Below are 22,651 nucleotides of genomic sequence, written 5' to 3'. Positions count from 1 at the left end.
ACCTCTCGTCACGATTGCGGCCGGTGTCGGAGCCCGGTGCTAGCCTGCAGGCAGTTTCCGCGAGGCAGACCCCGCGAGGCGGACCCGAAGTCCCGTAGTGGCGTTTTGGGTTCTTGTCGCCGCGTTCGGCCCTCGCGCGGCGATTTCACCTGCCGTGCCTACCTTGCCGAACATGCCCTATCAGCACGTTTTGATATTCGGAGCCCTCCACAATGAGCGAATCCCCTGCCCCGGCCGAGCCCGACGCGAATGACCCGCTCGCCCTCGCCGAACTCTTCAAAGGCGGCGGCGAACCGTGGCTTCCGCTGCTGAAGCCGGTCATCGAGGAGCAGCCGGAAGCGGCTGCGTTCATCGGCTCGGGTCGCGGCCCGGAAATCGTCCCCGTCCGTGAACTGACCTTTCAGGCGCTCAAGCCCAATCCACCGCACAAGTGGAAGGTCGTCGCCTTCGGTCAGAATCCGTACCCGCGGCCGGAGAGCGCCACGGGCATCGCGATGTTCGACAACACCTTCCACGACTGGAAGGACAGCCAGTTCGGCAGGGTCGTCAGCATCCGCTGCATCATCAAGGCGGCGGCAATGTGGAAGTACGGCATACCCAAGAAGACCCCGATCGCCGACATCCGGGCGCTGCTGAAGGAGCGGGAGACCGTCCAGCCGCCGGAGTGGTTCCAGGCGATGCTCACGCAGGGCGTACTGCTGCTGAACACGGCGCTCACCGCCACCAGTAACGGGGGAAGGGGCACCGACGCCGACCGGCACACCGCTTTCTGGCGTCCGGTCGCCGAGCGGATCGTCGAGGAGATCCTCAAGGCCAAGCAGGACGCCGACGAGGAGGACCGTGGTGTCGTCTTCGCGTGGTGGGGGGCGCACGCGCGCAGCCTGAAGAAGGTCGTCCTCCGGCTCCAGGAGAAGTACCCCGGGGTCGAGGTCCGGCACATCGACCACCCCAACCCCGCGGCGCAGGGCGACATCTTCTGCGACGGCGACCACTTCGCGGTCGTGAACGACGCCCTCGCGTCGCTGGGCGCCGACCCGATCGACTGGCTGCCGAGCAAGGGGTGGGACAAGGCCGCGGCGGAGGCCGGCGGCGGGGCGGACGGCGGTGTCGCCGAACGCATGGGCGCGTTCATCACGTCCACCATGGAGCTGCACCAGCTGTACCTGGAGCGGCTCGCCAACGTCAAGGACGAGGGCCTCGCCCTCCCCGCGATCACGGGTGTGTTCGACACCCCGCTCATGGACTTCCGCGACGCCGTCGGCCCGGTCGCGAAGCGGCTGGCGGGCCTCGACCGACACGTCGGCCTGTCGCACGAGTTCGGCAGGAGCCGGGTGGCCGAGCCGGCTGCGGCCGGCAGTCTGTCCGCCGACGCGATCGCCGCCCTCTACCTCTACACCTGCGAGTCCGCGTTCTACCGGGAGATCAACGCCATTCTGCGCTCGCCGGACCGGTCCAAGGTCATCCCGTACCTCCCGTACCTGCGGCTGCTGTTCTCGGCGGTGTCGGGGCTTCCCGCCCGTACGGAGCCGTTGTGGCGCGGGGTGTCGCTGGACCTGCGCGCGCAGTACCCGGTCGGCAAGACCGTGACCTGGTGGGGCGTCTCGTCCTGCACGCCCAACCTGGGCGTGGCGCAGGGGTTCCTCGGCGGCCGCGGCAAGCGGACGCTCTTCGAGGTGCGGCCGGTGCGGGCCGTGGGCATCCAGCGCTTCTCGGCGTTCACCGGCGAGGAGGAGTACATCCTCCTGCCGGGCACCCAGCTCAAGGTGGAGGACGTGAAGGTCGAGCGCGGCGGTCTGTGCACCGTACAGCTGACCGAACTGGAAGAGGGTCCCCTCGTCTCCTGAGCGACCGCCGGCGCGTCTCTTGAGCGACCGCCGGCGCGGCAGTACCTGCAGGCCTTCATGCGGCGTGCATGAAGGCCTGGACAGGGCTGCTGCAACCGCTGCGACCGCTACGACGCCCACAACCGTTTACGACCGCCCGCGCCACCAGTCGACCGTCGCCTCGACCTGCTCGTCGACAGGGGTGGCGCGTACGGCGAACTCGGTCTCGTACGCGCTGGAGTCGACCACGAAGGGACGGTCGAACTGGTGGCGGATCTCCTTCAGTTCGCGGATCAGCGGCGAGAACACCGACGCGACGCCCAGCACGGCCGGCGAGAGCCTGCGCACCGCGACCGGCCCCGTTCCGGCCTGAGCGGCAAGGCGGTCCACCATCCGGCGGGCGGATAGCGCGGGCGCCGTCGGGAGGTGCCAGGCCCTCCCCCAGGCGCGCTCCTCGCCCGCCACCTCGACCAGGGCCCTGGCCACATCGGGGAGATAGGTCCAGCTGTGCGGGGCGTCCGGGTCGCCGAGCGCGGAGACGGACTTGCCGCGCAGCAGGCGCGGCATGACCCGGGCGGCCAGGTGTCCGCCGTCGGTGACGCCGGGGCCGAAGAAGTCCGAGGCACGCACCTCGACCGCCTTGATGCGGCCCTGTTCGTGCAGGTCTCGCGCCTGCTCCCAGACGGCGGCGCGCACCCGCCCCTTGGGGCCCGTCGCAGCGAGGGGAAGGTCCTCCGTCATGGGACCGTCCACGGGGCCGTAGCCGTAGAGGTTGCCCAGCATCACCAGAACGGCACCGGTGGCCTCGGCCGCCGCGCAGAGCGACGAGGCCAGCGGCGGCCACTCGGCGGCCCAGCGGTGGTAGGGCGGTGCGGCGCAGCCGTAGATCGCGACCGCGCCCCGCGCCGCCTCGATCAGCTGCCTGCCGTCCGCCGCATCCAGCGCGACGTGCTCGATGCCGGGCTCCGGGCTCCGGCCCGACCTGGTGACGACCCGTACCGCGTACCCCTGCTCGGCCAGCGTCCGAGCGGTGGCCGCCCCGGCGGCCCCGAATCCCACTACGACACAAAGACTCACGTACGCACACTAGCGCGAGTGCGTGTCTTGTTCCTGTCCCAGGTACCGCGCGCTGCGGATACCGGCTGACGACCGGTCCGACCTGGTCAACGCGGGCTCCGGTGCTGGCCCGATCCTACGCAAAGCTGGCCCTGCGGGCGCTTTCCGGCCACGTTCCTCCTGCCAAGAATGGGCTCCGACCTCATCCGGTGCCGGCGAATCAGGTGGCGGATACCCGAACCCGTCAGGAGAGAAGCCATGGCACTGGAAATGCGTGAACGCTGCGAGCGATGCGAGAGTGCGATGCTGCCGCCGGACTCGGCCGCCCGCATCTGCTCGCACGAGTGCACGTTCTGCGTGCCCTGCAGTGACGCCATGCACGACGTCTGCCCCAACTGCGGCGGCGAACTCGTGGCCCGTCCCCGCCGCGTTCCCTAAGACAACGTCTCCGGAAACACAGCGTTCCCGGAAACACAGCGCTCCCAGGAACTCAGCGTTCCATAGGACCACAACACCGATGGCCCCTCCACTCATTCGGGTGGAGGGGCCACGGACTCCTCCCCGGGGAAGAATTCCGGCATCTAGGATTAAAACCGTAACGCCAGGCCGGGGAGAGGCATCAGAACCTTGAAGGACTCTTCACTGGACGCGATGATCCTGGCGGATATCGCCGTCATCCTGCTCATCGGTGTCGTGATCAGCCCGCTGCGCACCCGCCTCCGGCAGCCGGTCGTCGTCGGTGAGATCGCCGCGGGTCTCCTCCTGGGACCGAGCCTCCTCGGCCTCCTGCCCGGCGACCTTCCCGGTCTCCTCTTCCCACCGCAGGCGCGGCCGCACCTTGCCACCGTCGCCCAGGTGGGCATCGCCCTCTTCATGTTCGTCACGGGCTGGGAGCTGGACTTCCGCCCGCTGCGCGGCCGTTTGCGTTCCGTCCTCACCGTCACGACGGCGTCTTTGGCCATCCCCTTCACCCTGGCGGTGGCCGTCTCGGCGGCACTGCTCGCCCAACGCCCGGCCGCCACCTCCCCCGGCACCCCCGCCGGTGTCTTCGCCGTCTTCATGGGCATCGTCCTGTCGATCGGCGCGCTGTCCGTTCTCGTCCGCATCATCAAGGAGAACGGCCTGCAGCACGGCCGGGTGGGGCCATTGGCCACCGCCTGCGGAGCCATCACCGAGACCATCGCCTGGTGCTCCTTGGTCGTGCTGCTCACCACGACCCGGGGGCACGGCCTCTCCCACTGCCTGCAGACCGTGGCGCAAGTCCTGCTCTACGCACTCGTCATGGCGTTCGGGGTCCGCCCTCTTCTGCGCCGGTTCCTGCACCGGTTCCCGCACCGTGACAGCCAGGGCGGTCACCCGCTCCTGCTCATCCTGGTGATCAGCAGCGGCGTCCTCCTCTCCTCCTGCGCCACCGCGTGGATCGGGATCCACGCCGTCCTGGGCGCCTTCGCCTTCGGCCTGGCCATGCCCCGTGACCTCCCGCCCGAGCTGCGCCTGTCCCTCGAAGCCCCGTTCCAGCACACCGGCGCCCTGCTCATCCCCGTCTTCTTCGCCCTCACGGGGCTCTCCGTCGACATCACCGAGCTGGGACCGGCGGGTGCGATCGAGCTCGCGGCCTTTCTCTTCGTGGCCTGCGCCGGGAAATACGCGGGAACGCTGTCCGGAGCCCGTCTGATCGGCCTTCCTCACCAAGAAGCCTCGGTGCTGGCCGCTCTTCTCAACACCAAAGGGCTCAGTGAGGTCATCATGCTCACCATCGGACGCAATGCCGGAATCATCACCGGCGAAGTCTTCACCGCAATGCTGCTGACCGCACTCCTGGCCACGACATCCGTCAATCCCCTCGTACGGGTCCTCACGGCCGCGTCCCGCACCGGCGGCGCGCGCCTGCCCGCCCAAGCCGCACCGACGGATCCGGTGAACACCGGTGACGAGCGGGTTGCACGCACCTCCCCGGACGAGCCGGCCCGCTGAGCCGAGACGTCAGAGCCGGGGCGGGCCCTGTCCGGCGCGGTGGAGGAGCGTGTCGAGGCGGGCGAGCCCGGGGTCGTCCAGAGGAAGCCGCTCATCCCACCAGGTGACGCCCGCGTCACGGAGCGGTCCGATCAGGTCGCGGGCGGCGGTCACGTCGTTCGCGGGGCTGACGCCTCCGGCCACCACCTCGAAACGCGCACCGCGGCGGTCGTCCGGGCGGTGCCGGCCGACGTAGGCCACCAGGTCACGCACCTCCTCCACCGGCGGGGTACGGCCGTGCCCGGCGGAGGCGAACAGCGGAACGACGCCGTCCCAGCGGGCCGCGCGCCGCATCGGCCTGCGGTTCGGCCAGTAGCCGGCGATCCACACCGGCGGACGCGGGCGCTGGACGGGCCGGGGCAGCAGGGCCACGTCCTGCGCCTGGAAGTGCCGGCCGCGGTGTGTGATCCGCGCCCCCGTCCAGTACTGCTCCAACAGGCTCAGCCCTTCGTCCAGGCGCTCGGCGAGCAGGACTTCGTCGGTGGGTTCGCCGAAGCTGCCGTACTCGTCCTCGACGGGCCCGCCCAGGCCCGCCGCGAAGACCACGCGGCCACCGCTGATGCGGTCCAGTGTCGTGACCTGGCGGGCCAGTTGGTGCGGACGGCGCCGGGGTACGGGTGTGACCAGCGTGCCCAGCTTGATGGACGTGGTCGCCAGTGCCGCCGCCGTCAGGAGCATCCACGGATCGCCGACCGGGCGGGAGGAGTGCTTGTCGTGGACCACGTGGTCCCACAGGAACAGGCCGTCCCAGCCCGCCGCTTCGGCCGCTTTGGCCAGTGCCGCCACGTTCCTGGCATCGGCAAAGTCTCCGAAATTGGGGACATTCATCGAGAAACGCACCCAGGCATGATGAGCCTGAACACGTTTCCTTGCAATGGTCCTGGCCTGTACAGCTCGGTCCGGAACGGCCCTCAGTAGCCCATCAGGCCCTCCGCCCGTTCCTCCTCGTCGCCGTCGAGATGCCCGGAGAGCGCCTGCTGCAGGGCGAACGTGCCGCGGATCGCGGTGATGCGGGCGGCGAGTTCACCGGCCGGCCCCAGCCGGTCCGCCGGCCACAGCCGGTCTCCCCGGGCGAGTACCCGCCCCAGGACGTCCTCGCCACAACTGGCGCCGATGGCTGCGAGGTCCTCGGCAGGGTCTCCGATCGCCGCCTCGTCCCAGTCGACGATTCCGCTGAGCCGCGGCATTCCGCCGGTGCGTTCCCACAGGACGTTCTCCGCGCCGAGGTCACCGTGCACCACCGCGCTCGTGATGTGGGGGAGGTCGCTGACGGCCGTGAGTTCCCGTTCGGCCCGCCGGCGTCCGCTGCCGGACATCAGGGGGAACAGCTCTGCGCGCACGTCCGCCGCGAACTGCCGCCACCGGCCTTCCGGCGCCACGGGCAGAGCGGCTCGTACCTCCCTGTCGGCGCCGGCCCGGGCCAGTCCGGCCAGTAGTGACGCGTACTGCCCCGCCACCGCATCGGCCACGGCCGGGTCCGCGAGCGCACCGGCTTCCAGAGGCTCCCCCGGGATGCGGGTCAGCACCAGGTACGGCACCTCGTACGAGTCATGGCCCTCGCGTGAGCCACGGCCTCCGCCCTCGGACAGCGGCTCGGGCGTACGGAAGCCGAGATCGAGTCCCGCGAGCGCCCGCAGCACCGCCGCCCGCGCGGGCAGCCGGGCGGCCACCGCCTCGGTGCGGGGCAGGCACACCACACGATCGGAGCCGATCACCACGTGGTGGAACTGCCCCCGCCGGACGGTCCGGTCCCCCGGTCCGTCGTCCGGCAGCAGTCTGCCGAGCAGAGCACGATGCGTCTCAGCGATCTCCACGGAGCGGGATTTTATTGCGTTGACGCCGTCACCACCGCTCCTTTACGTTTCATCACGCCTTTGTTGTCGTCGATCGGAGCAGGACGTTGCTCGTCTGAGGTCTTGAGACACCGCGCTATGCAGCAGCGCCATGACGCCGCCGCTGCCCGCGTTCCGTGTGCGACCTCGACGCATTGAGCCGTCCCTCCGCCGACGCGGGATTCTCTTTCCCGCATTCTCGTCGGCCCCTCCTGGTCGCCCGGCGGTGTCCGCCCCGCGCCGCCCTTACGGCGGTTCCCCGGCCACCTTCCCCGCAACGATTACGAGGCTTTCTTGTCTGCTTCTTCTGCTTCTTCAGCTTCCATCACGTGCACGTCCCTCTCCTATACCTGGCCGGACGGCACCACCGTCTTCGACGGTCTTCAAGTCGCCTTCGGGACAGGAAGGTCCGGCCTCATCGGCCTCAACGGCTCCGGAAAATCGACCCTGGTGAAACTGATCGCCGGGGAGCTCACACCCACCGGCGGCACGGTGCGCGTCGCGGGCGAGATCGGGTACCTGCCGCAGAACGCCACGCTCGACACGGCGCTCCGCGTCGAGGACGTCCTCGGCATCGCCGGCACCCGCGCCGCGCTGCACGCCATCGAGGCGGGCGACGTGCGCGAGGAGCACTTCACGGCGGTCGGCGACGACTGGGACGTCGAGGAGCGCGCCACGGCGACGCTCGCCGGCCTGGGTCTGGGCGGCATCGGCCTGGACCGCACCATCGGCGAGGTGTCGGGCGGGGAGTCGGTCCTGCTGCGCCTGGCCGCGCTGCTGCTGCGCCGCCCCGACGTCCTCGTCCTCGACGAGCCCACCAACAACCTCGATCTGTACGCGCGCCGGCGCCTGTACACGGCCGTCGAGGCGTGGTCCGGCGTCATGGTCGTGGTCAGTCACGACCGCGAGCTCCTCGACCGGGTCGATCAGATCGCCGACCTGCGGGCGGGTGAGGTCTCCTGGTACGGAGGCAACTTCTCGGCGTACGAGGAGGCGCTCGCCGCCGAACAGGAGGCGGCCGGACGGCTGGTGAGGGTCGCCGAGTCCGATCTGCGCAAGCAGAAGCGCGAGCTGGCCGACGCCCACGTCAAGCTCGCCCGCCGCAAGCGGTACGGCCAGAAGATGTGGGACAGCAAGCGCGAGCCCAAGATCGTCATGGGCGACCGCAAGCGGCAGGCCCAGGTCTCCGCGGGCAAGCACCGCATCATGCACGAGGAGAAACTGGCCGAGGCGAAGGAACGGCTCGACAAGGCGGAGGAGGCCGTGCGCGACGACGACGAGATCCGCGTCGACCTCCCGCACACGGCGGTGCCGCCGGGCCGCTCCGTCCTCACGCTGCGCGACCTCCGCCTCGCGTACGGGGCGCGGGTCGATGGCGGGTTCGAGCTGCGCGGCCCCGAGAGGGTCGCCCTCGTCGGCCGCAACGGCGCGGGCAAGACGACGCTCCTGCGGACGATCGCCGGTGAGCTGGAGGCGCTCGCCGGGGACGCCGAGGTCCACGTGCCGCTGCGCTTCCTGCCGCAGCGGCTCGACATCCTCGACGAGGAGCTGACGGTCGCCGGCAACGTGGCGCGGTTCGCTCCCGGAGCCACCGGCAACCGGATCAGGGCGCAGCTGGCCCGCTTCCTGTTCAAGGGGGCACGGGCCGACCAGTACGCCGGGACGCTGTCGGGCGGAGAGCGCTTCCGGGCCGCTCTGGCGGCCCTGATGCTCGCCGAGCCCGCCCCGCAGCTGCTCATGCTGGACGAACCGACGAACAACCTGGACATGGCGAGCGTCCGCCGGCTGGCCACGGCCCTGGATTCGTACGAAGGCGCGCTGATCGTGGCCAGTCACGACATCCGCTTTCTGGAATCCATCGCGATAACGCGCTGGCTGAGACTGGACGGGGAACTTCGGGACACGTCGGCCGAGGAGGTGCGGGCGGAATTGGCCACGGGCTGAAGTCGTGGCCGGGTTCCCCATTCGGCGGAACGCGGTGTTTGCACCGACCACGCACGGCAACGCGACAAGGGAAACCACCGCCACTGCGAAAGGGGCCCCCGTGGTCGCCGTCGCTCTGCTCCTGCCCCCTTTTATGTTGTGCGTGGTGCTCGCGCTGGGCCGCTACGAGGAGCGACTGCTGAGCGGTCGCTCCCCTGAACGCCCGGCGCAGCCCCGGCCCCGGCATCTCCGCCTACGGGCGGTGCCCGATGTCACCGGTCAGGAGCCGGTCGCGCGTCGGGAGGCGCTTTCGCGTCAGGAGGCGCTCTCGCGTCAAGCGCCGGCCTCGCCGGTGGGCCGGTCGTCGCCTGCCAGGCCGTTCGCGAGGGGCACAAGGGGCAGGGGCAGGCACGCCGCCTGAGCGAGCCCGAGGTCCGCGGCAGCAGCAGCGCTCCTGCCCCTGTTCAGGGAGAGGGGGCCTGGAGTTCGCACACGGCGATGCCCGGCTCCAGGAGGCTGCCGAGGACGAGGGTGCCCCTGTGCTCGTACACGCTGGTGATCATCCGGTAGCCGGTGCCGTGGCGTCCCAGGTCGTGGGTGATGCGGCCGCCGGCGTCGACACCGATGACGCGCGCGACACGGCGCGGGGGCAGGCGCAGGTGGACCGCCGCGGCAGCCGCCGCGCGTCGCACCGGCGCGGGGGCGCGGTGGAGGCGTTCGAGGGGCGCGGTGCGGGGCGCGGCCAGGGCGGTCCAGAGGGTCCCGTCGGCGCTGCGGGAGAGGTTGTCGGGGAAGCCCGGCAGATTGCCGATGAGGGTGTCGCGCACGCCGGACCGGGGGCCGGTGAGCCAGAGGCGGGTGAGGCGGTACGCGCCGGTTTCGGCCACGGCGACGTAGGTCTCGTCGGCCGCCAGGGCGACGCCGTTCGCAAACTGCAGGTCGTCGAGGAGCACTTCGGGCTCGCCGCCCGGCCGGAGTCGGAGCAGCCGGCCGGTGCCGGAGTGCTCGACGATGTCGGCCTGCCAGTCGCGCAGCCCGTACCGCCGGCTGGCGGCGGTGAAGTAGAGGGTGCCGTCCGCGGCGGCGGTCACGTTGCTGCAGAACCGCAGTGGGACGCCTGCCACCGAGCCGACGAGCACCTCGGTCCTGGCTCGTGCGCCCTCTTCGGTCCCAGGGGTGATGCGCAGCAACCCCCGTTCCGCGTCGCAGACGAGCAGCCGCCCGTCGGGCAGTGCTTCCAGGCCGAGCGGCCTGCCGCCCGTCCGGGCGATCTCCTCCACCCGCGCGCCGCCGCGCGGGCCGGGCAGGGTGATCCGCCGGATCCGGCCGTCGTCGGTGCCGGTGAGCACCCGCCCGGCGGCGTCGACGACGACGTCCTCCGGCCCCGATCCCCCGATGCGGAGCAGGCGCAGGGGCGGCAGCTGCCGGGGCTGCGTGACACGGGCGGGAGCGGGAGCGGGAGCGCGCTTCATGAGACGGGCACCGGACGCCGGGCGCGCAGGCACCGGGAGAACTCCTCGGCGTACGGCAGGATCACCCCGGCGCAGATCACCGCGGCGAGCCCGGCAAGGTACTTCGCGGGCAGCGGCCTGTCCTTGGGGAGGAGGGCCCAGTCGCGGGGGCCGGGGCCGCCGCGCAGCGTCGCGCGGACCTCGTCGGCGTGCAGGCACGCGGTGAACGCCATCGCCGACAGGGGCAGCACCTCCAGAAAGCTGTGGATGTGCTGCTCCACGGGGCGCACTTCGCGCTCCGCCGTGGCCAGGCTGACGTCGTAGAGGGCCGTGGCGCCGTGGGCGACGGCGGCTCCTCCCATCACGGAGAGGACGAGCGGGTTGATCCTGGCCAGGAGGCCCATCGCGACGGGGACACCGGCCTCGGTCATCATCAGGGCGTGGACGGCGGATTCCTTCACGCCGCTCGTGTGCTCGATGCGCGTCTTCTTGTGCATCCACCAGTCGGCGACCGCGGGCACCACCCACAGCGGGAGGACCCCGTAGAGCAGGAACCGCCGGTTGGCGTCTTCGACGGTGGTGGAGCGGGCGGGGAGGGAGAGGTCGCGTCCGCGGCGCCAGTGCTGCCAGGTGCGGACGAGGGACGTGCCGGAGCGAGCCATGGAAGCCTCCGGGGAGAAAAGGGGTGGCCGAGAGGGATGATATGAAGATCGGTTCGCAGCTCGCGTACACATCTACCCCCTTCTCCCCTGTCATGCAGCCGGAGCGGAGAACGGCCGAATAGCGTGATCGCGCCGGGTGGGGCCGGGTTCGTCAGGACACACTCGTTCCGTCGGGACACACTCGTTCCATGGGCACCAGCAACGAGCGGACCGCGGCCGCGCTGCTGCGGATGTACGGCAGGACGTACGCCGAGGAAGCGGGCATCCGGCTGCGGGACACGCCGCAGCCGCTGTACCGGCTCCTCGTGCTGGCCTGTCTGCTCAGTGCGCGGATCCGGGCATCCGTCCCGGTCGAAGCCGCGCGCTGCCTGGCGGAGGCCGGGATGAAGGACCCCCGGCGCATGGCCGGGGCGACCTGGCAGCAGCGGGTGGACGCACTGGGCAAGGGCGGCTACCGCCGCTACGACGAGCGCACCGCCACGCAGCTCGGCGACGGCGCGCACCTGCTGCTCGACCGCTACCGGGGCGACGTCCGGCGGATGCGTGAGGAGGCGGACGGCGACCCGGGGCGGTTGCGGAAGCTGTTGCAGGAGCTCCCGGGGCTCGGGCCCGCGGGTGTGGCCATCTTCCTGCGGGAAGTGCAAGGCGTGTGGCCGGAGGTGCATCCGTGTTTCGACGGCAAGGCCGGTGAGGGCGCCGCCCTGCTCGGGCTGCCGCGCGATCCCGGCGCGCTGGCACGGCTGGTCGCACGTGCGGACGCTCCGGCGTTCGCGGCCGCACTGGTGCGGGCCGCACTGGACAAGGAGATCGCCGGTGAGGTGAAGGAAGCCGCCCGCGCCGGGAAGGGGGACTGACCGGCGAGGCGGCAGCGCAGAAGAACGGCAGGGCGGCAGGGCAGCAGGGCAGCAGGGCAGCAGGGCGTAACGCGCTCAGGCGCGTGCGGACGACCGGCGCGGTAGCGCGCTCAGGCGCGTGCGCGCAGGGCGTCGAGCCTGCGGCGGGCCGGGCCCAGCGACCGGCCGCGCGGTGCCGCTCCGCCGTCCTGCCAGGGGTCGCGGCCGAGGCGGCTGCCGACCGTGGTGAGGGTCCAGCGGCCGGAAGTCAGCTCCGGGTCGTCGACCTCGTCCCAGCTCAGCGGGGTCGCCACGGGGGCTCCGGGACGGGCCCGGACGGCGTAGGGCGCGACGGCCGTCTGGGCGTAGGCGTTGCGCTGGACGTCGAGGTAGAGCCGGCCCTTGCGGGCCGCCTTGCGCGGCTCGGTGGTCAGCCCGGCGGGGTTGCGGGCGGCGAGGACGTCCGCGAGGTCACGGGCGAACGCGCGGACCTCGTCGAACGGGGCACGCCGGTCCAGGGGGACGAGGACGTGGAGCCCGCGCGACCCGGTGGTCATGACCATGGAGGGGAGGCGGAGTTCGTCCAGCAGTTCCCGCAGCAGCAGGGCGGATTCGCGTACGGCGGTGAAGTCGTCACGGGAAGCGCCCGGCGGGTCGAGGTCGACGACCAGCCGGTCGGGGCAGTCCGGGCGGTCGGCCCGGGCGAGCCAGCGGTGCGGCGTGATGCACGCCTGGCCCGCGAGGTAGACGAGGGTGGCGGTGTCGTCGCAGACGACGTGGGTGACCGTGCCGTCCTCCTTCGCGAGTTCCGCACGGTGCACCCAGCCGGGGAAGTGGTCGGGGACGTCCTTCTGCATGAAGCATTCGCCGTCGGTTCCGTCCGGGCAGCGCTCCAGCATCAGCGGCCGCCCGCGCAGGTGCGGCAGCATCCGCCGGGCGGCCTTCCGGTAGAACTCGGCGAGATCGGCCTTGGTGAGAGCGCCACCGCCGGACCCGTCCTCGCGGGCGGCATCGGCGTCGGCCGGTCCGGCGGGGAAGAGCACCTTGCCGGGGCGGCTGATCTCCACGGTGCGGCGGCCGGTACGGATCTCCATGGCGTTCGCTTGCCTTCCCTGTCCTTGTCTGCCTCGCCTTGCTGCGCCTTCTCTCGTGCTGCTCAGCCGCTCGCAGGTCCTGGTCGGCCGGATTCCGCTGCTGCCTCCTGCCGGGCGACCTGCCGCAGAGTGCGCCCCGTAAGGGCCGAGCGGGCCCGTAGCGGGTCGGGTGTGCCGTGCGCAGCGGCGGCGTGCTTGTCCTTCCGCTTGACCAGCACCCATGCCTCGTCACGGCCTTCACGGATCCTGGTGAGCGCGTAGCCGCCGTGCAGCTTGCGCCCGTCCATCCAGAACGACGCGTGGCCGCGCCGCAGGGCCTCGGCCATCGGGAGCTCGCTCCCGTCACGGCCGGTGGTCTCGTTGCGGTAGGTGCCCTCGTCCCAGACGATGACCGTGCCCGCGCCGTAGCCGCCTTCCGCGATCACGCCTTCGAAGGTGCGGTACGATAGCGGGTGGTCCTCGGTGGGCATGGCCAATCGCTTCTCCTGCGGGTCCCGGGAGGGGCCCTTGGGGACGGCCCAGGACTTCAGGACGCCGTCGGCCTCCAGCCGGAAGTCGAAGTGCGTGGTGGTGGCGTCGTGGATCTGGACGACGAAGGACGGCCGGCCGCCGGCGGCGTGGCGGCGGCCGCCCGCCTTGCCCGCGCCGCTCGGCTCGGCGGTCTTGGCGAAGTCGCGTTTGCGGCGGTATGCGGTGAGTGCCTCGGCCGACGCCTCCGACTTGCGGGAGGTCATGTCGTCATCTCTCTCCCATCACGACTTTCCATCAAGACTTCCCGTCAAGGCTTCCCTTCAGGACTTCCTTCAGGATTCAGCGTGTCCTTCGCCTTCACCGCCACCGTGCCATTGGCGGCGGGCCGCCGCAGGGCGGGGGCCGCCGATCGGGGCGGCTGTCCAAGCGCTACGGCACCGGCGGCTGTCCGAGCGCGGGCGACCGCCGGTCAGGGCCGGCGGCCGAGCCCGGCCCAGAACTCCGAGACGTCGGCCCAGGGGAAGAGCGGGCCGGGGTCGATGCGACGGTGCACCTTGACCTCGGGACGGTCCTCCGCCGGGACCAGCGCCGTGTCGAGATCGCTGTGCCGGTACAGGTCGGTGAGGCGGGGACAGTCGGTGCGGAGCGTTCTCAGGACGTCCATGAGGGCCCGCACCTGTGCGGGCGGGAACGGCTCCGTCGGGGTCTGGTGGCCGGCGTCGAACCACCGGGGGTACCGCCCGCGGTTGATCAACTCGATGCCGATCGACGGGGTGTTGTGTCCCTGGACATGCTGGGCGACGCGTTCGACCGGGACGAGTTGGTGCACCGTACCGTCCCGGTCGATGTACAGATGCCCGCACACCCCGCGCCCGCTCTCGCTCTCCCGCGCGGTCTCCTCGGCGACCTGCAGCGCCTCTTCGAAGCCGGGAAGCTCGGTGGCGTGCAGCACCACCGCGGTGACGGCGTCGAGACGGCGCTCAGGCAGCCGGTGGTACCAGCTGACGAGATGGTCGCAGGCGTAGCGTCCCACAGGGCCCATGAGATCCGACTCTACGCCCTGCCCGCCGTCGGGAACCGAACAAGGGCCGGCTCACCGGCTATCGGTTTCGCCGGGTGAGTGAGCGCGGTCGCAGCAGTGCGGCCGCCAGTACGGCCGGGACGGTGAGCAGCAGGGTGAGCTCGACCAGTGACACGCTGCTGGTCTTCTTCTTGCCGACGGACTTGATGGCGTTTCTGTAGAGGGGACGGCGGGCTGAAGGCGGGTTCGGGCGGGTGGGGGGCCGGGGAGCCGTCGAAGCCGGCGGAGCCGGGGCGGCGGGGGCAGGCGGCCGGGCGGGAGGTGGCGGCGCGTTGACAACAGGCACGGGCGCGGGCGGGCGTTGGGCAGGGGGTGCGGGAGCGGGGGCCGGGGGCGCGGGAGGAGGTGCTGGAGCCGGGGGCGCAGGAGCCGGGGGCGCCGGTGGTGCGGGTGCTGGTGGTGGGGCGGGCGCGATGTCGCGGGTGGGGGGGGGCGCCCCCGGGGGGCCCCCCGCCACACGTGCTGCGTCGTGCGCGAGGTCAGTCGTTCGCGACGACCGCGTAGCGCGGGGTGCCCTCTTCCATCTGCCGCAGCGCGTCCTTGCGGTCGCGCTTGGAGAGGCGGTCGATGTAGAGCCGGCCGTAGAGGTGGTCGGTCTCGTGCTGGAGGCAGCGCGCGAAGTAGCCGGTGCCCTGGACGCGGATGGGGTTGCCCTTCGCGTCCTGGCCGCGGACGACGGCGTAGTCCGGGCGGGCGAGGGAGGCGTAGGCGGTGGGGACGGAGAGGCAGCCCTCGTTGGAGTCGTCCAGGACCCGGCGGTCGGCCGGGAGGTCCTCCAGGACGGGGTTGCACACGGTGCCCACGTGGCGGACGCCCTCGTCGTCCATGCAGTCGTAGACGAAGACCTTGAGGTCGACACCGATCTGGTTGGCGGCGAGGCCGACGCCCTCCGCGGTGCGCTGGCTCGCGAACATGTCGTCGATCAGCTGCGCCAGCTCGTCGTCGAAGGAGGTGACGTCCTTGCACTCGCGGTGCAGGACGGGGTTGCCGACGACGGTGATCGGGCGGGACGTGCCGCGCTCGCGGTGCGCGAGCTCGCGCGCCTCGCAGTCCTCGGTGTCCACGATGAACTCGCCGTCCACCTGCTGGTCGGTCTCTTGCTGCGACTGCTGCGACATGTCCGCCGTCGTGCCTCTCTCAGAACCCAAAAGGATGTCCTGTACAGGGTACGGGTCCCCGCCCGCGGCGCCGGGGTCCTCGGAAGTGCTCAGCAGACCTCTTCCAGGTCGCGCCACTCCCGGCTGTCCGGGCTGTCGGCCACCCAGCCGTCCAGCAGGCCGCGCACCAGCCCGGCGGGGGCGGCGATGCCGCACTCGCGCTCGGGCACCCACAGGGAGCCGGAGCCGGCCGTGCGGTGGCCGAGGGGGCCGGGGTGGCCGGGCTCGCTGTGGTCGTGGGGGTCGAGGTGCTCGCCGTTGCCCTCGTCGCTGGGCATGCGGCTCTCCGAGCACGTGCGGCACAGGAGCCGCACGGACGAGGACCAGTCCTCGGCGGCGAAGCCCGCGTCGGCCGCGAGCCGCTCCAGGGCGTCCCGGTCGGCCTCGGTGGCGGCCTCCAGCAGGACGACCCACGTGGGCACGGGCGAGGGGGCCCACAGCTCGATCTCGTCGAAGACGGGGTAGGCGGGCCCGGCGGCGGTGACGCGCTCGCCGTGCGGGACGCCGTCGTGCAGCACGACCTCGCCCCAGCGGCGGCCCGAGGACGGCAGCGGGATGGAGAGGACCTCCATCCGGGCCGGGTCGAGCCGGCGGCCCCAGACGACCTCGGCCTCGCCCTCGGGCGAGAGTCTGACGGCCGCGCTGCCCAGCTCCATGCCGACGGGCTCGCCGGCCGGGGTGCCCTCGCCGGGCACGCGCAGGCCGTACGCCTGCCAGGCGCGGCGGGCCAGCGGCCAGTCCTGCAGGGCGGTGGCGGCGATGCCCACGTTCCACCAGTCCGGGGCGCCGGCCTCGCGGTCCAGGAGGGCCACGGCGCGCAGCCCGGCGGCGCGGGCCTGCTCCCAGTCGTGGCGGAACTTGTGCAGCAGCGCCAGGTTGAACCACGACTCGGAGAGCCAGGGCTCCATGTCGGCCGCGCGGGTCAGGAGCGCGCCCGCGTCCTCGTACCGGCCGTCGCCGATGAGCGTGAAGGCACGGTCGGTGGCCTGCCGCCACGAGGCGGAAGGCCGGTGCCGTACCTTGCCGAAGATCCTCACGATTCCCGCCTGCCGGTTTCTGCGTGCGACCACGCCGGATGACCCAGGTGAAGGCCGCCGTCCTCCCTGACGACAACCTGCCACATCTCACTCGCTCCGGGAAGTCGCGCCCGTCACACCTCCGTGCCGGAGGCGGCGACGCGCCCGACGCCCCCCGTCGTCTCCGCGGTTCTCTCGCCTTCTTTCCTCTGCTCTCCTCTTCGCATCCAACCATGCCCCTTTGGACGCCCGCTCATTACCCGTGGGTTCACCGCGGTACTCCCGCTTTGACCGGACTCTTACCTCTGGTCCTGCCGCTGGTCGGGCACCCTCGGTCCGCCCCCGCGCGCGAGCACTCCGGCCAGGGCCGCCACCACCTGCGGGTCGTGTTCGCGGGCCGTGTCGAGCCGGAGCCGCTCCAGGGCGCACAGCGGCCCGCAGCCCCTCTCGCCGACGAGGTCCTCGTAGGCGTTGACGGTGCGGACGATGCGGGCGGCGAGCGGCTGCTCGCGGTACGGGTCGGCCTGGCGCTCGACCACGACGGCGACGTCGGAGGGGACACCGGTCCGGCGGACGACGGCCCCGCCGAGGAGGGCGATGCGGCGGCGCTGCTCGGGCGGCAGGGGCTCGGTGGCCCCGGCGGGCACCGGGTCGAGGAGGGAGAGCTGCCCGATGTCGTGCATCAGTGCGGCGTACTCCAGAACGGTGAGCCCGGCCTCGGACAGGCCGAGCTCGCGTCCGGTGGCCCGGCTGAGGGCGGCGACGCGCCGGGCGTGCCCGGCCCGGGTGTGGCCGGCGATCTCCGTGGAGCGGGCGAGGGAGGCGATGGTCTGGTGGTACGTGGCCCGCACGGCGGTGTAGCGGTGGAAGGAGAGCTGGGTGAGGAGCAGGGGCAGGCAGAAGACCGGCAGGGCCCACAGCCCGGCGACGCCCACGGCGAGGGCCATGACGATGCCGGTGGCGCAGATCGCGGTGCCGATGCCGGCGAGGGCGCGCAGTTCGTCGCGCAGGGCGGGGCCGTAGGGGCCGCCCGTGCGGAGCAGGGTGAGGGCCGCGGCGAGGACCGCGTCGAAAAGGGTGGTCAGGGCGAGCACGAGGAGCAGGACGAAGGCGTAGGCGGGGCCGTGGCCGGGCCAGCGGTCGAGGACGCCGGAGTGGTGCAGGGGCTGGAAGCAGACGGCCGCGAAGGCGGTGGTGAGCAGGCGGCGCGCGAGGTGGTCGCGGGCGGGCGGGCGGCCGATCGCGCCGGCGAGGGTGGCGGCGAGGACCACGGCGACGACCTGGGGGGCGCCGTGTGCGGTGGGCTGTCCGCCGATCTCGCCGAGCAGGGCGTACGAGAGGGCTCCGGCGGCTCCTACGGGCGCGGTCTGGCGGTCGCCGGGGCCGGCGGTGGGGCGGCGGCGCCGGGCGGCCTCCCCGACGGCGATGAGGAGGCCGTAGGCGAGGGCCACGCGGGGCTGGGCGACACCGTGCCAGGCGGTGCGGGCCAGGGCGGCCAGGGCGAGCGCCACGGCCGCCCCGTGCACGCTCCGTACCAGGAGTCCGTCACACCCTCCCGTCACCCCTCACCTCCCGGTTGGCCGGCTCCGGTGACCGGCCGGTGGGATGAAGGGACGTTTCCGCTGGGTGGAGTTGCACTCTCCGTAGCCTCCGAGGTCACTGTCGAATGCCATCCGTGACGGTCGAGGGCGGCGCACAGGGCGGCGACCATGCGAGGGTCGAACTGGCTTCCCGCACAGCGGTGGAGCTCGGCGAGGGCGGCCGCTACGGGGCGGGCCCGGCTGTAACTGCGCGTGGAGGTCATCGCGTCGAAGGCGTCGGCGACGGCCACGACCCGGGCGAAGAACGGGATCTGATTCCCCATCAGCCCGTAGGGGTAGCCGCTGCCGTCCAGTCGCTCGTGGTGGTGGAGGATCGCGGCCCGCGCCTCGTCGAGGAAGCCGATGCCGCGCACCATCTCGTGCCCGTATTCGGGGTGCAGCTCGATGACGCGGCGCTCCTCCGGGGTGAGCGGGCCGTCCTTGCGCAACAGGCGCGTGGGGACGCCGAGTTTGCCGACGTCGTGCAGGATGCCGGCGAAGCGCAGCGCCTCCAGCCGCTCGCCGGCCATGCCGAGCTCGCGGCCGATGAGCACGGAGGCGCGCCCCACGCGCTCGCTGTGGCCGCGGGTGTAGCGGTCCTTGAGGTCGACGGCCTGGACCAGCGCCCGGATGGTCGCCTGGTGGGCGGCGCGCTCGCGCTCGCAGCGGTCGAGGAACCAGGAGGAGACGGACATCGGCAGCAGGACGAGCAGCGCCGCGGGCGGGCCGTAGGCGCTGTGCCACAGGGCCGCGGTGAGCAGGCCGGTGGGGCCGTGCACGAGGGCCGGCAGCAGCGGGCCGGGCAGCAGGAGGCCGCTCCAGGCGGCGCGCGGACGGCGGTGCTCGGCGGCGACGCGGACGGCGCCGTCGAGGGCGGCGGCCACGAGGGACAGGACGAGGGCCGCGGCGAGGGCGGGCGGCAGGGCGGCGGGGAAGTCCGCGGGGGCGAGCGGGGAGAGGCCCGCGTCCGTGGCCATGGCCGGGGCCGCGAGGGCGAAGACGTGGGAGGCGGCGCAGGAGGCCAGCGAGAGCTGGGCGGCGTGCCACAGCCGCCGGACCCAGGCGGGACGCTGCTCGACCCGGCCGACGAGGGCGCCCGGCACGGCCACGAGGCCCGCGGCGGCGGGCGGCAGCAGGAACGCCCCGGCGAGCAGGACGGGCAGGGTCAGGGTGCGGCGGGGCAGGCGCTCGCAGACGGCACAGACCGCGGCCAGGAGGGCCACGGCGCACCACGGGACGCCGGGTCCCGCCCGCAGGGCGGGGGCGGCGCACGCGGCGGCGGCGAGGACGGCGCACAGCACGCACAGGCGCGCTGCCGCCGGTAGTGCCCCCATGACGCGTCCTCCCCGTCCCGTGAGGTGCCGGCATGCTTGCCGTCAGGATGGGGAGAATAGGGTCCGGCGGAGCCGGGGATCGCCGCATTCGGGGATTGCCCCGTGCGAACCGACCAGATGCACACCTTCGGGTGATTATCGCCGCCGGACGGCATGCGCGAGCCGGGCCGCATAAGGCCGTAAGCAATAAGCGATGCCGTGGGCGATGCGAGACGCGCAGGATGACCGCGCTGCGGGCGCGGGGACCGGCTACTCCTGGGTCGTGGCGCCCAGCGGGCCCGGCCGCGCGGGGCCGCCCGAGGCGCTGCGGGCGCTCTTGGTGCCCGGCGCGCTCTCGGCGCTCTTGGCCGTGCGCGCGGCGGCCTCCGCCGCGCGGGCCTCGGCCACGACGTCCTGCTCGGGCACCGACTGCCCGGCGCGGATGAGCTCGATCCGGCCCATCACCTTCGAGCGCAGGTCGGCCGGCACGTCGTCATGGCCGCAGCAGCGCTTGACCAGCTTCTTCACGGCCTGTTCCAGACCGTACTTCTCCAGGCACGGGGAGCACTCGTCGATGTGCACCTCGAACTTGGCGCAGTCCCCGTCGGGCATCTCGTGGTCGAGGAACTCGTAGAGGTGGTCGAGAACCTCGGAGCAGTCCGTCTCGTGCGGGTCTCCGCAGCTCATGAGTCCGAGCCTTTCCGGTTGTGCGACTCGTCGGAGCCGTTCGGCGCAGCAGGGGCCGCCCCGGCGGGGACCAGTCCCCGCTCGCGGGCGTAGTCCTCCAGCATTCCGCGCAGCTGGCGGCGGCCCCGGTGGAGCCGGGACATGACCGTGCCGATGGGCGTACCCATGATGTCCGCGATCTCCTTGTACGCAAAGCCCTCGACGTCCGCGAGGTAGACCGCTATCCGGAATTCCTCGGGGATGGCCTGGAGGGCCTCCTTGACATCGGAGTCCGGAAGGTGGTCCAGGGCCTGGGACTCGGCGGAGCGCAGACCGGTCGACATGTGCGACTCGGCGCGGGCCAGCTGCCAGTCCTCGATCTCCTCCGACGCGCTGCGCAGCGGCTCGCGCTGCTTCTTGCGGTAGGAGTTGATGAAGGTGTTGGTCAGGATGCGGTACAGCCACGCCTTGAGGTTCGTGCCGTCCCGGAACTGGTGGAAGGACGCGTACGCCTTGGCGTAGGTCTCCTGCACCAGGTCCTCCGCGTCGGCGGGGTTCCGCGTCATCCGCAGGGCGGCGGAGTACATCTGGTCGAGGAAGGTGAGGGCGTCCCGCTCGAACCGGGCGTTGCGCTCGGCAGCGCTCTCCGCCGCTTCGGCCGCGGCCTCCACGGCACTCTCCGCAGCGGTGCGTGCGACGCCGTTCGCGGCGCTCTCGGTGGCGCTCATGCCCGTGGCCCCGGTGTCTTCGGTCCCCTCGTCGGTCCCAGTGACCGGACCCACCTCCTCCAACACGACGGCAGGACCGGATGCGGACCCGCTCGAATCGGAGAATAGACGACGATCCCGCCCGTCCGCCGCTCCAGACGGGGCGGGCTGCGCCACATGCAGTGCGGACCATCCCAGGTCAGCGGTCTGCGGGCGGGACAGGCATGCGATCGAACCCATGCGGCGAGCTCCCATTCCTCGGTCGGGCCAGTGACTGATGACGACTGGCACAACAGCGCCGGGGCACGCGGCATTCCCGGAATCCTCCGGAATTCAACAGAACTTTCGGAATGTGGAATTCCGCAAGAGGTCCGCAGGTGCCGGCAGGCGCGCACCGGGCCAGCGCGGGGCGCGGGCCGGTCAGCGGCCGATGCCCTCCAGCCACTCGGCAACGGCCCCGGTCAGCCCGGCCAGTGCCGCCTCCTGCCCGATGTCCGCCTTCTTCGGCACGGCGAAGCCGTGGTCGCCGTGCGGCACGGGCACCAGGTGCGTTCCGGACGGGAACTCCTCGGGGCGGCCGAACGGGTCCTTCGCGCCCTGGACGACCAGGGTGGGCAGGCCGGTGCCGGTCAGCTCGTCCGCGCGGGACTTCTCCGGCTTGCCCGGCGGGTGCAGCGGGAAGCTCAGGGCCAGCACGGCGGCGGCACCGAGGCCGGCCGCGGTGCGGCAGGCGACCCGGGCACCCGCGCTGCGGCCGCCGGCCACGACCGGCAGGCCGGGCTCCTGCAGCGCCGGCCACAGAGCGGTCCACGCCGCGTCCAGGGTCTTCGGCGCGGGGGCGACCTTCTTGCCGGCGACCCGCCAGGGCTGCTCCACCAGGGCCACGGTGACGCCGTGCGCGGGCAGCGCGGCGGCGAGGGCCTGCAGGTCGCGGGCCTCGACGCCGCCGCCGGCGCCGTGGCCGAGGGCGAGCACGAGGCGGGCCCGGGAGGCCGGGTGCCAGTGGATGCGGGCGTCGCCGGCGGGGGTGGGAACGGTCTCGGTCACCGGTCCATCATCGTCCACCCGCGCGCCGGAGCCGGCGACGCGCTCAGAGGGGGCGCGTTCAGAACAGCGTCGCCTCCTCCGGCGCCTCCAGCTCCTTCACGAGCTCCGGGCCGTTGTTGCGGACGTCGCTGACCGCCGTCGTGACCGGGTAGGCGCGCACGGACCCGGCGGGCGGCGGGGCCAGCAGGCCGCGCAGCTCCTCGGTGCCGGTGCGGCCGGGGTCCAGCCAGGCGGCCCACCGGTCCGGCGGCAGCACGAGCGGCATCCGGGGGTGGATCTCGGCCAGGGACCGCGGCCCGCCCTCCGGCGCCGGCCCGCCCTCCGGGAGGGCGAAGGGCTCGTGCTCGGCCTCCGTCGTGAGCACCGTGCAGGTCGCCCACCAGGCCTGGGGATGGTCGGGCGGCAGCGTGGGGTCGCGCCAGAACTCGTACAGCCCGGCCATCGCCATGACCGACCCGTCGGCCGGGGTGACGAAATAGGGCTGCTTGCGGGGACGCTTCTTGCGGCCCTTCTCCTCCAGCTCCCGCTCCGCCGCACCGGTGACCCACTCGTAGTAGCCGTCGGCGGGTATGAGGCAGCGGCGCGCCTCGAAGGCCCTCCGGTAGGACGGCTTCTCGTGGACCGTCTCCGACCGGGCGTTGATCATCTTCGCGGCGCCCTCGGGGGATTTCGCCCACGACGGCACGAGTCCCCAGCGCAGGGGCCGCAGCTGGCGAACCGGACGCCGGTCGCCTGCGTCTTTAAGGGGACGCTCGAGCACCGCGTACACGCTCTTCGTCGGGGCCACGTTCCAGTCCGGGGCGAGGGCCTCGGACGGCTCCCACTTCTCGACGCCGAAGAGCCCCACGAGATCCTCGGGCTTACGGCTCGCCGCATATCGACCACACATATTGGCCACCCTGCCACGGACCCACGAGGAGCCGCGC

At 72.5% G+C, this 22,651-nt stretch carries 21 protein-coding genes; 5 read left to right on the top strand and 16 right to left on the bottom strand.

From position 1 onward, the window contains the following. Positions 1 to 212: 212 nt before the first annotated feature. On the top strand, positions 213 to 1,844 hold the full coding sequence (locus ACOTKD_RS18630; protein WP_424890086.1) for an ADP-ribosyltransferase domain-containing protein: 1,632 nt from the start codon (positions 213 to 215) through the stop codon (positions 1,842 to 1,844). Positions 1,845 to 1,970: 126 nt separating this feature from the next. On the opposite strand, the gene ACOTKD_RS18625 is transcribed toward ACOTKD_RS18630, so the two are convergent. After that, complete coding sequence (locus ACOTKD_RS18625; protein WP_424890085.1) at positions 1,971 to 2,900, bottom strand: NAD-dependent epimerase/dehydratase family protein; 930 nt, start codon at positions 2,898 to 2,900, stop codon at positions 1,971 to 1,973. Positions 2,901 to 3,137: 237 nt separating this feature from the next. On the opposite strand from ACOTKD_RS18625, the gene ACOTKD_RS18620 reads away from it, so the two are divergent. Next, the gene (locus ACOTKD_RS18620) at positions 3,138 to 3,317 is read left to right on the top strand and encodes a DUF1272 domain-containing protein (protein WP_424890084.1); all 180 of its coding nucleotides are present in this window, start codon (positions 3,138 to 3,140) and stop codon (positions 3,315 to 3,317) included. A 189-nt stretch (positions 3,318 to 3,506) separates the two neighbouring features. Continuing rightward, on the top strand, positions 3,507 to 4,853 hold the full coding sequence (locus ACOTKD_RS18615) for a cation:proton antiporter (RefSeq protein ID WP_424890083.1): 1,347 nt from the start codon (positions 3,507 to 3,509) through the stop codon (positions 4,851 to 4,853). A gap of 9 nt (positions 4,854 to 4,862) precedes the next feature. Here ACOTKD_RS18615 and ACOTKD_RS18610 read toward each other — a convergent pair whose 3' ends face one another. Both ACOTKD_RS18610 and ACOTKD_RS18605 read right to left on the bottom strand, forming a co-directional pair. After that, entirely contained in the window at positions 4,863 to 5,732 is an 870-nt protein-coding gene (locus tag ACOTKD_RS18610; RefSeq protein WP_424890082.1) for an LLM class flavin-dependent oxidoreductase, read from the bottom strand. A 71-nt stretch (positions 5,733 to 5,803) separates the two neighbouring features. Then, positions 5,804 to 6,706: an aminoglycoside phosphotransferase family protein gene (locus ACOTKD_RS18605; RefSeq protein WP_424890081.1), complete on the bottom strand. Its 903-nt coding sequence runs from the start codon at positions 6,704 to 6,706 to the stop codon at positions 5,804 to 5,806. A gap of 312 nt (positions 6,707 to 7,018) precedes the next feature. On the opposite strand from ACOTKD_RS18605, the gene ACOTKD_RS18600 reads away from it, so the two are divergent. Beyond that, positions 7,019 to 8,668, top strand: coding sequence for an ABC-F family ATP-binding cassette domain-containing protein (locus ACOTKD_RS18600; protein WP_424890080.1), 1,650 nt, complete (start codon positions 7,019 to 7,021; stop codon positions 8,666 to 8,668). A gap of 443 nt (positions 8,669 to 9,111) precedes the next feature. Here the strand turns inward: ACOTKD_RS18600 and ACOTKD_RS18595 are convergent, their stop codons facing one another. Together ACOTKD_RS18595 and ACOTKD_RS18590 are read right to left on the bottom strand one after the other, a co-directional pair. Next, entirely contained in the window at positions 9,112 to 10,119 is a 1,008-nt protein-coding gene (locus ACOTKD_RS18595) for an SMP-30/gluconolactonase/LRE family protein (RefSeq protein WP_424890079.1), read from the bottom strand. Further along, the gene (locus ACOTKD_RS18590) at positions 10,116 to 10,760 is read right to left on the bottom strand and encodes a diguanylate cyclase (protein ID WP_424890078.1); all 645 of its coding nucleotides are present in this window, start codon (positions 10,758 to 10,760) and stop codon (positions 10,116 to 10,118) included. Before ACOTKD_RS18590 ends, ACOTKD_RS18595 begins: the two co-directional genes overlap by 4 nt. A 188-nt stretch (positions 10,761 to 10,948) precedes the next feature. Between ACOTKD_RS18590 and ACOTKD_RS18585 the strand changes: the two genes are divergently transcribed. Further along, positions 10,949 to 11,614 carry an endonuclease gene (locus tag ACOTKD_RS18585; protein ID WP_424890077.1) on the top strand — a complete coding sequence of 222 codons (666 nt, stop codon included), beginning with the start codon at positions 10,949 to 10,951 and terminating at the stop codon, positions 11,612 to 11,614. A 110-nt stretch (positions 11,615 to 11,724) separates the two neighbouring features. On the opposite strand, the gene ligD is transcribed toward ACOTKD_RS18585, so the two are convergent. The 11 genes from ligD to ACOTKD_RS18530 form a co-directional block, all read right to left on the bottom strand. Then, the gene (gene ligD / locus ACOTKD_RS18580) at positions 11,725 to 12,687 is read right to left on the bottom strand and encodes a non-homologous end-joining DNA ligase (protein WP_424890076.1); all 963 of its coding nucleotides are present in this window, start codon (positions 12,685 to 12,687) and stop codon (positions 11,725 to 11,727) included. A 62-nt stretch (positions 12,688 to 12,749) separates the two neighbouring features. Beyond that, positions 12,750 to 13,421 (bottom strand): DNA polymerase ligase N-terminal domain-containing protein, encoded by a 672-nt coding sequence (locus tag ACOTKD_RS18575; protein WP_424890075.1) that lies wholly within the window; start codon positions 13,419 to 13,421, stop codon positions 12,750 to 12,752. 206 nt (positions 13,422 to 13,627) lie between these two features. Beyond that, positions 13,628 to 14,200, bottom strand: a complete 573-nt coding sequence (locus tag ACOTKD_RS18570) for an N-acetylmuramoyl-L-alanine amidase (protein ID WP_424890074.1) — start codon at positions 14,198 to 14,200, stop codon at positions 13,628 to 13,630. 518 nt (positions 14,201 to 14,718) lie between these two features. Continuing rightward, positions 14,719 to 15,357: a peptide deformylase gene (gene def, locus ACOTKD_RS18565; protein ID WP_424890073.1), complete on the bottom strand. Its 639-nt coding sequence runs from the start codon at positions 15,355 to 15,357 to the stop codon at positions 14,719 to 14,721. A gap of 89 nt (positions 15,358 to 15,446) precedes the next feature. Beyond that, positions 15,447 to 16,433, bottom strand: a complete 987-nt coding sequence (locus ACOTKD_RS18560; protein WP_030366244.1) for a tetratricopeptide repeat protein — start codon at positions 16,431 to 16,433, stop codon at positions 15,447 to 15,449. Between the two features lie 278 nt (positions 16,434 to 16,711). Continuing rightward, complete coding sequence (locus ACOTKD_RS18555) at positions 16,712 to 17,974, bottom strand: HD-GYP domain-containing protein (RefSeq protein ID WP_424890072.1); 1,263 nt, start codon at positions 17,972 to 17,974, stop codon at positions 16,712 to 16,714. Next, complete coding sequence (locus tag ACOTKD_RS18550; protein WP_424890071.1) at positions 17,971 to 19,326, bottom strand: HD-GYP domain-containing protein; 1,356 nt, start codon at positions 19,324 to 19,326, stop codon at positions 17,971 to 17,973. Before ACOTKD_RS18550 ends, ACOTKD_RS18555 begins: the two co-directional genes overlap by 4 nt. 249 nt (positions 19,327 to 19,575) lie before the next feature. Next, positions 19,576 to 19,992 carry a mycothiol system anti-sigma-R factor gene (rsrA, locus tag ACOTKD_RS18545; RefSeq protein WP_424890070.1) on the bottom strand — a complete coding sequence of 139 codons (417 nt, stop codon included), beginning with the start codon at positions 19,990 to 19,992 and terminating at the stop codon, positions 19,576 to 19,578. Beyond that, positions 19,989 to 20,918, bottom strand: coding sequence for a sigma-70 family RNA polymerase sigma factor (locus ACOTKD_RS18540; RefSeq protein WP_424890069.1), 930 nt, complete (start codon positions 20,916 to 20,918; stop codon positions 19,989 to 19,991). Before ACOTKD_RS18540 ends, rsrA begins: the two co-directional genes overlap by 4 nt. A 180-nt stretch (positions 20,919 to 21,098) precedes the next feature. Then, positions 21,099 to 21,725, bottom strand: coding sequence for an alpha/beta family hydrolase (locus ACOTKD_RS18535; protein ID WP_424890068.1), 627 nt, complete (start codon positions 21,723 to 21,725; stop codon positions 21,099 to 21,101). Positions 21,726 to 21,783: 58 nt separating this feature from the next. Next, complete coding sequence (locus tag ACOTKD_RS18530; RefSeq protein WP_424890067.1) at positions 21,784 to 22,614, bottom strand: SOS response-associated peptidase; 831 nt, start codon at positions 22,612 to 22,614, stop codon at positions 21,784 to 21,786. Positions 22,615 to 22,651 lie beyond the last annotated feature (37 nt).

It is taken from the genome of Streptomyces sp. XH2 (assembly GCF_049725035.1).
GTDB lineage: Bacteria > Actinomycetota > Actinomycetes > Streptomycetales > Streptomycetaceae > Streptomyces > Streptomyces roseoverticillatus.
The sequence above is the reverse complement of the archived record's forward strand: the minus strand, read 5'-3'. Positions and strand labels throughout refer to the sequence as shown.

Coding starts and splice junctions, on each gene's coding strand:
- rsrA (WP_424890070.1), bottom strand. CDS start 19,992: ATGAGCTGCGGAGACCCGCACGAGACGGACTGCTCCGAGGTTCTCGAC.
- ACOTKD_RS18530 (WP_424890067.1), bottom strand. CDS start 22,614: ATGTGTGGTCGATATGCGGCGAGCCGTAAGCCCGAGGATCTCGTGGGG.
- ACOTKD_RS18620 (WP_424890084.1), top strand. CDS start 3,138: ATGGCACTGGAAATGCGTGAACGCTGCGAGCGATGCGAGAGTGCGATG.
- ligD (WP_424890076.1), bottom strand. CDS start 12,687: ATGGAGATCCGTACCGGCCGCCGCACCGTGGAGATCAGCCGCCCCGGC.
- def (WP_424890073.1), bottom strand. CDS start 15,357: ATGTCGCAGCAGTCGCAGCAAGAGACCGACCAGCAGGTGGACGGCGAG.
- ACOTKD_RS18585 (WP_424890077.1), top strand. CDS start 10,949: ATGGGCACCAGCAACGAGCGGACCGCGGCCGCGCTGCTGCGGATGTAC.
- ACOTKD_RS18550 (WP_424890071.1), bottom strand. CDS start 19,326: ATGGGGGCACTACCGGCGGCAGCGCGCCTGTGCGTGCTGTGCGCCGTC.
- ACOTKD_RS18540 (WP_424890069.1), bottom strand. CDS start 20,918: ATGGGTTCGATCGCATGCCTGTCCCGCCCGCAGACCGCTGACCTGGGA.
- ACOTKD_RS18575 (WP_424890075.1), bottom strand. CDS start 13,421: ATGACCTCCCGCAAGTCGGAGGCGTCGGCCGAGGCACTCACCGCATAC.
- ACOTKD_RS18570 (WP_424890074.1), bottom strand. CDS start 14,200: ATGGGCCCTGTGGGACGCTACGCCTGCGACCATCTCGTCAGCTGGTAC.
- ACOTKD_RS18595 (WP_424890079.1), bottom strand. CDS start 10,119: ATGAAGCGCGCTCCCGCTCCCGCTCCCGCCCGTGTCACGCAGCCCCGG.
- ACOTKD_RS18630 (WP_424890086.1), top strand. CDS start 213: ATGAGCGAATCCCCTGCCCCGGCCGAGCCCGACGCGAATGACCCGCTC.
- ACOTKD_RS18590 (WP_424890078.1), bottom strand. CDS start 10,760: ATGGCTCGCTCCGGCACGTCCCTCGTCCGCACCTGGCAGCACTGGCGC.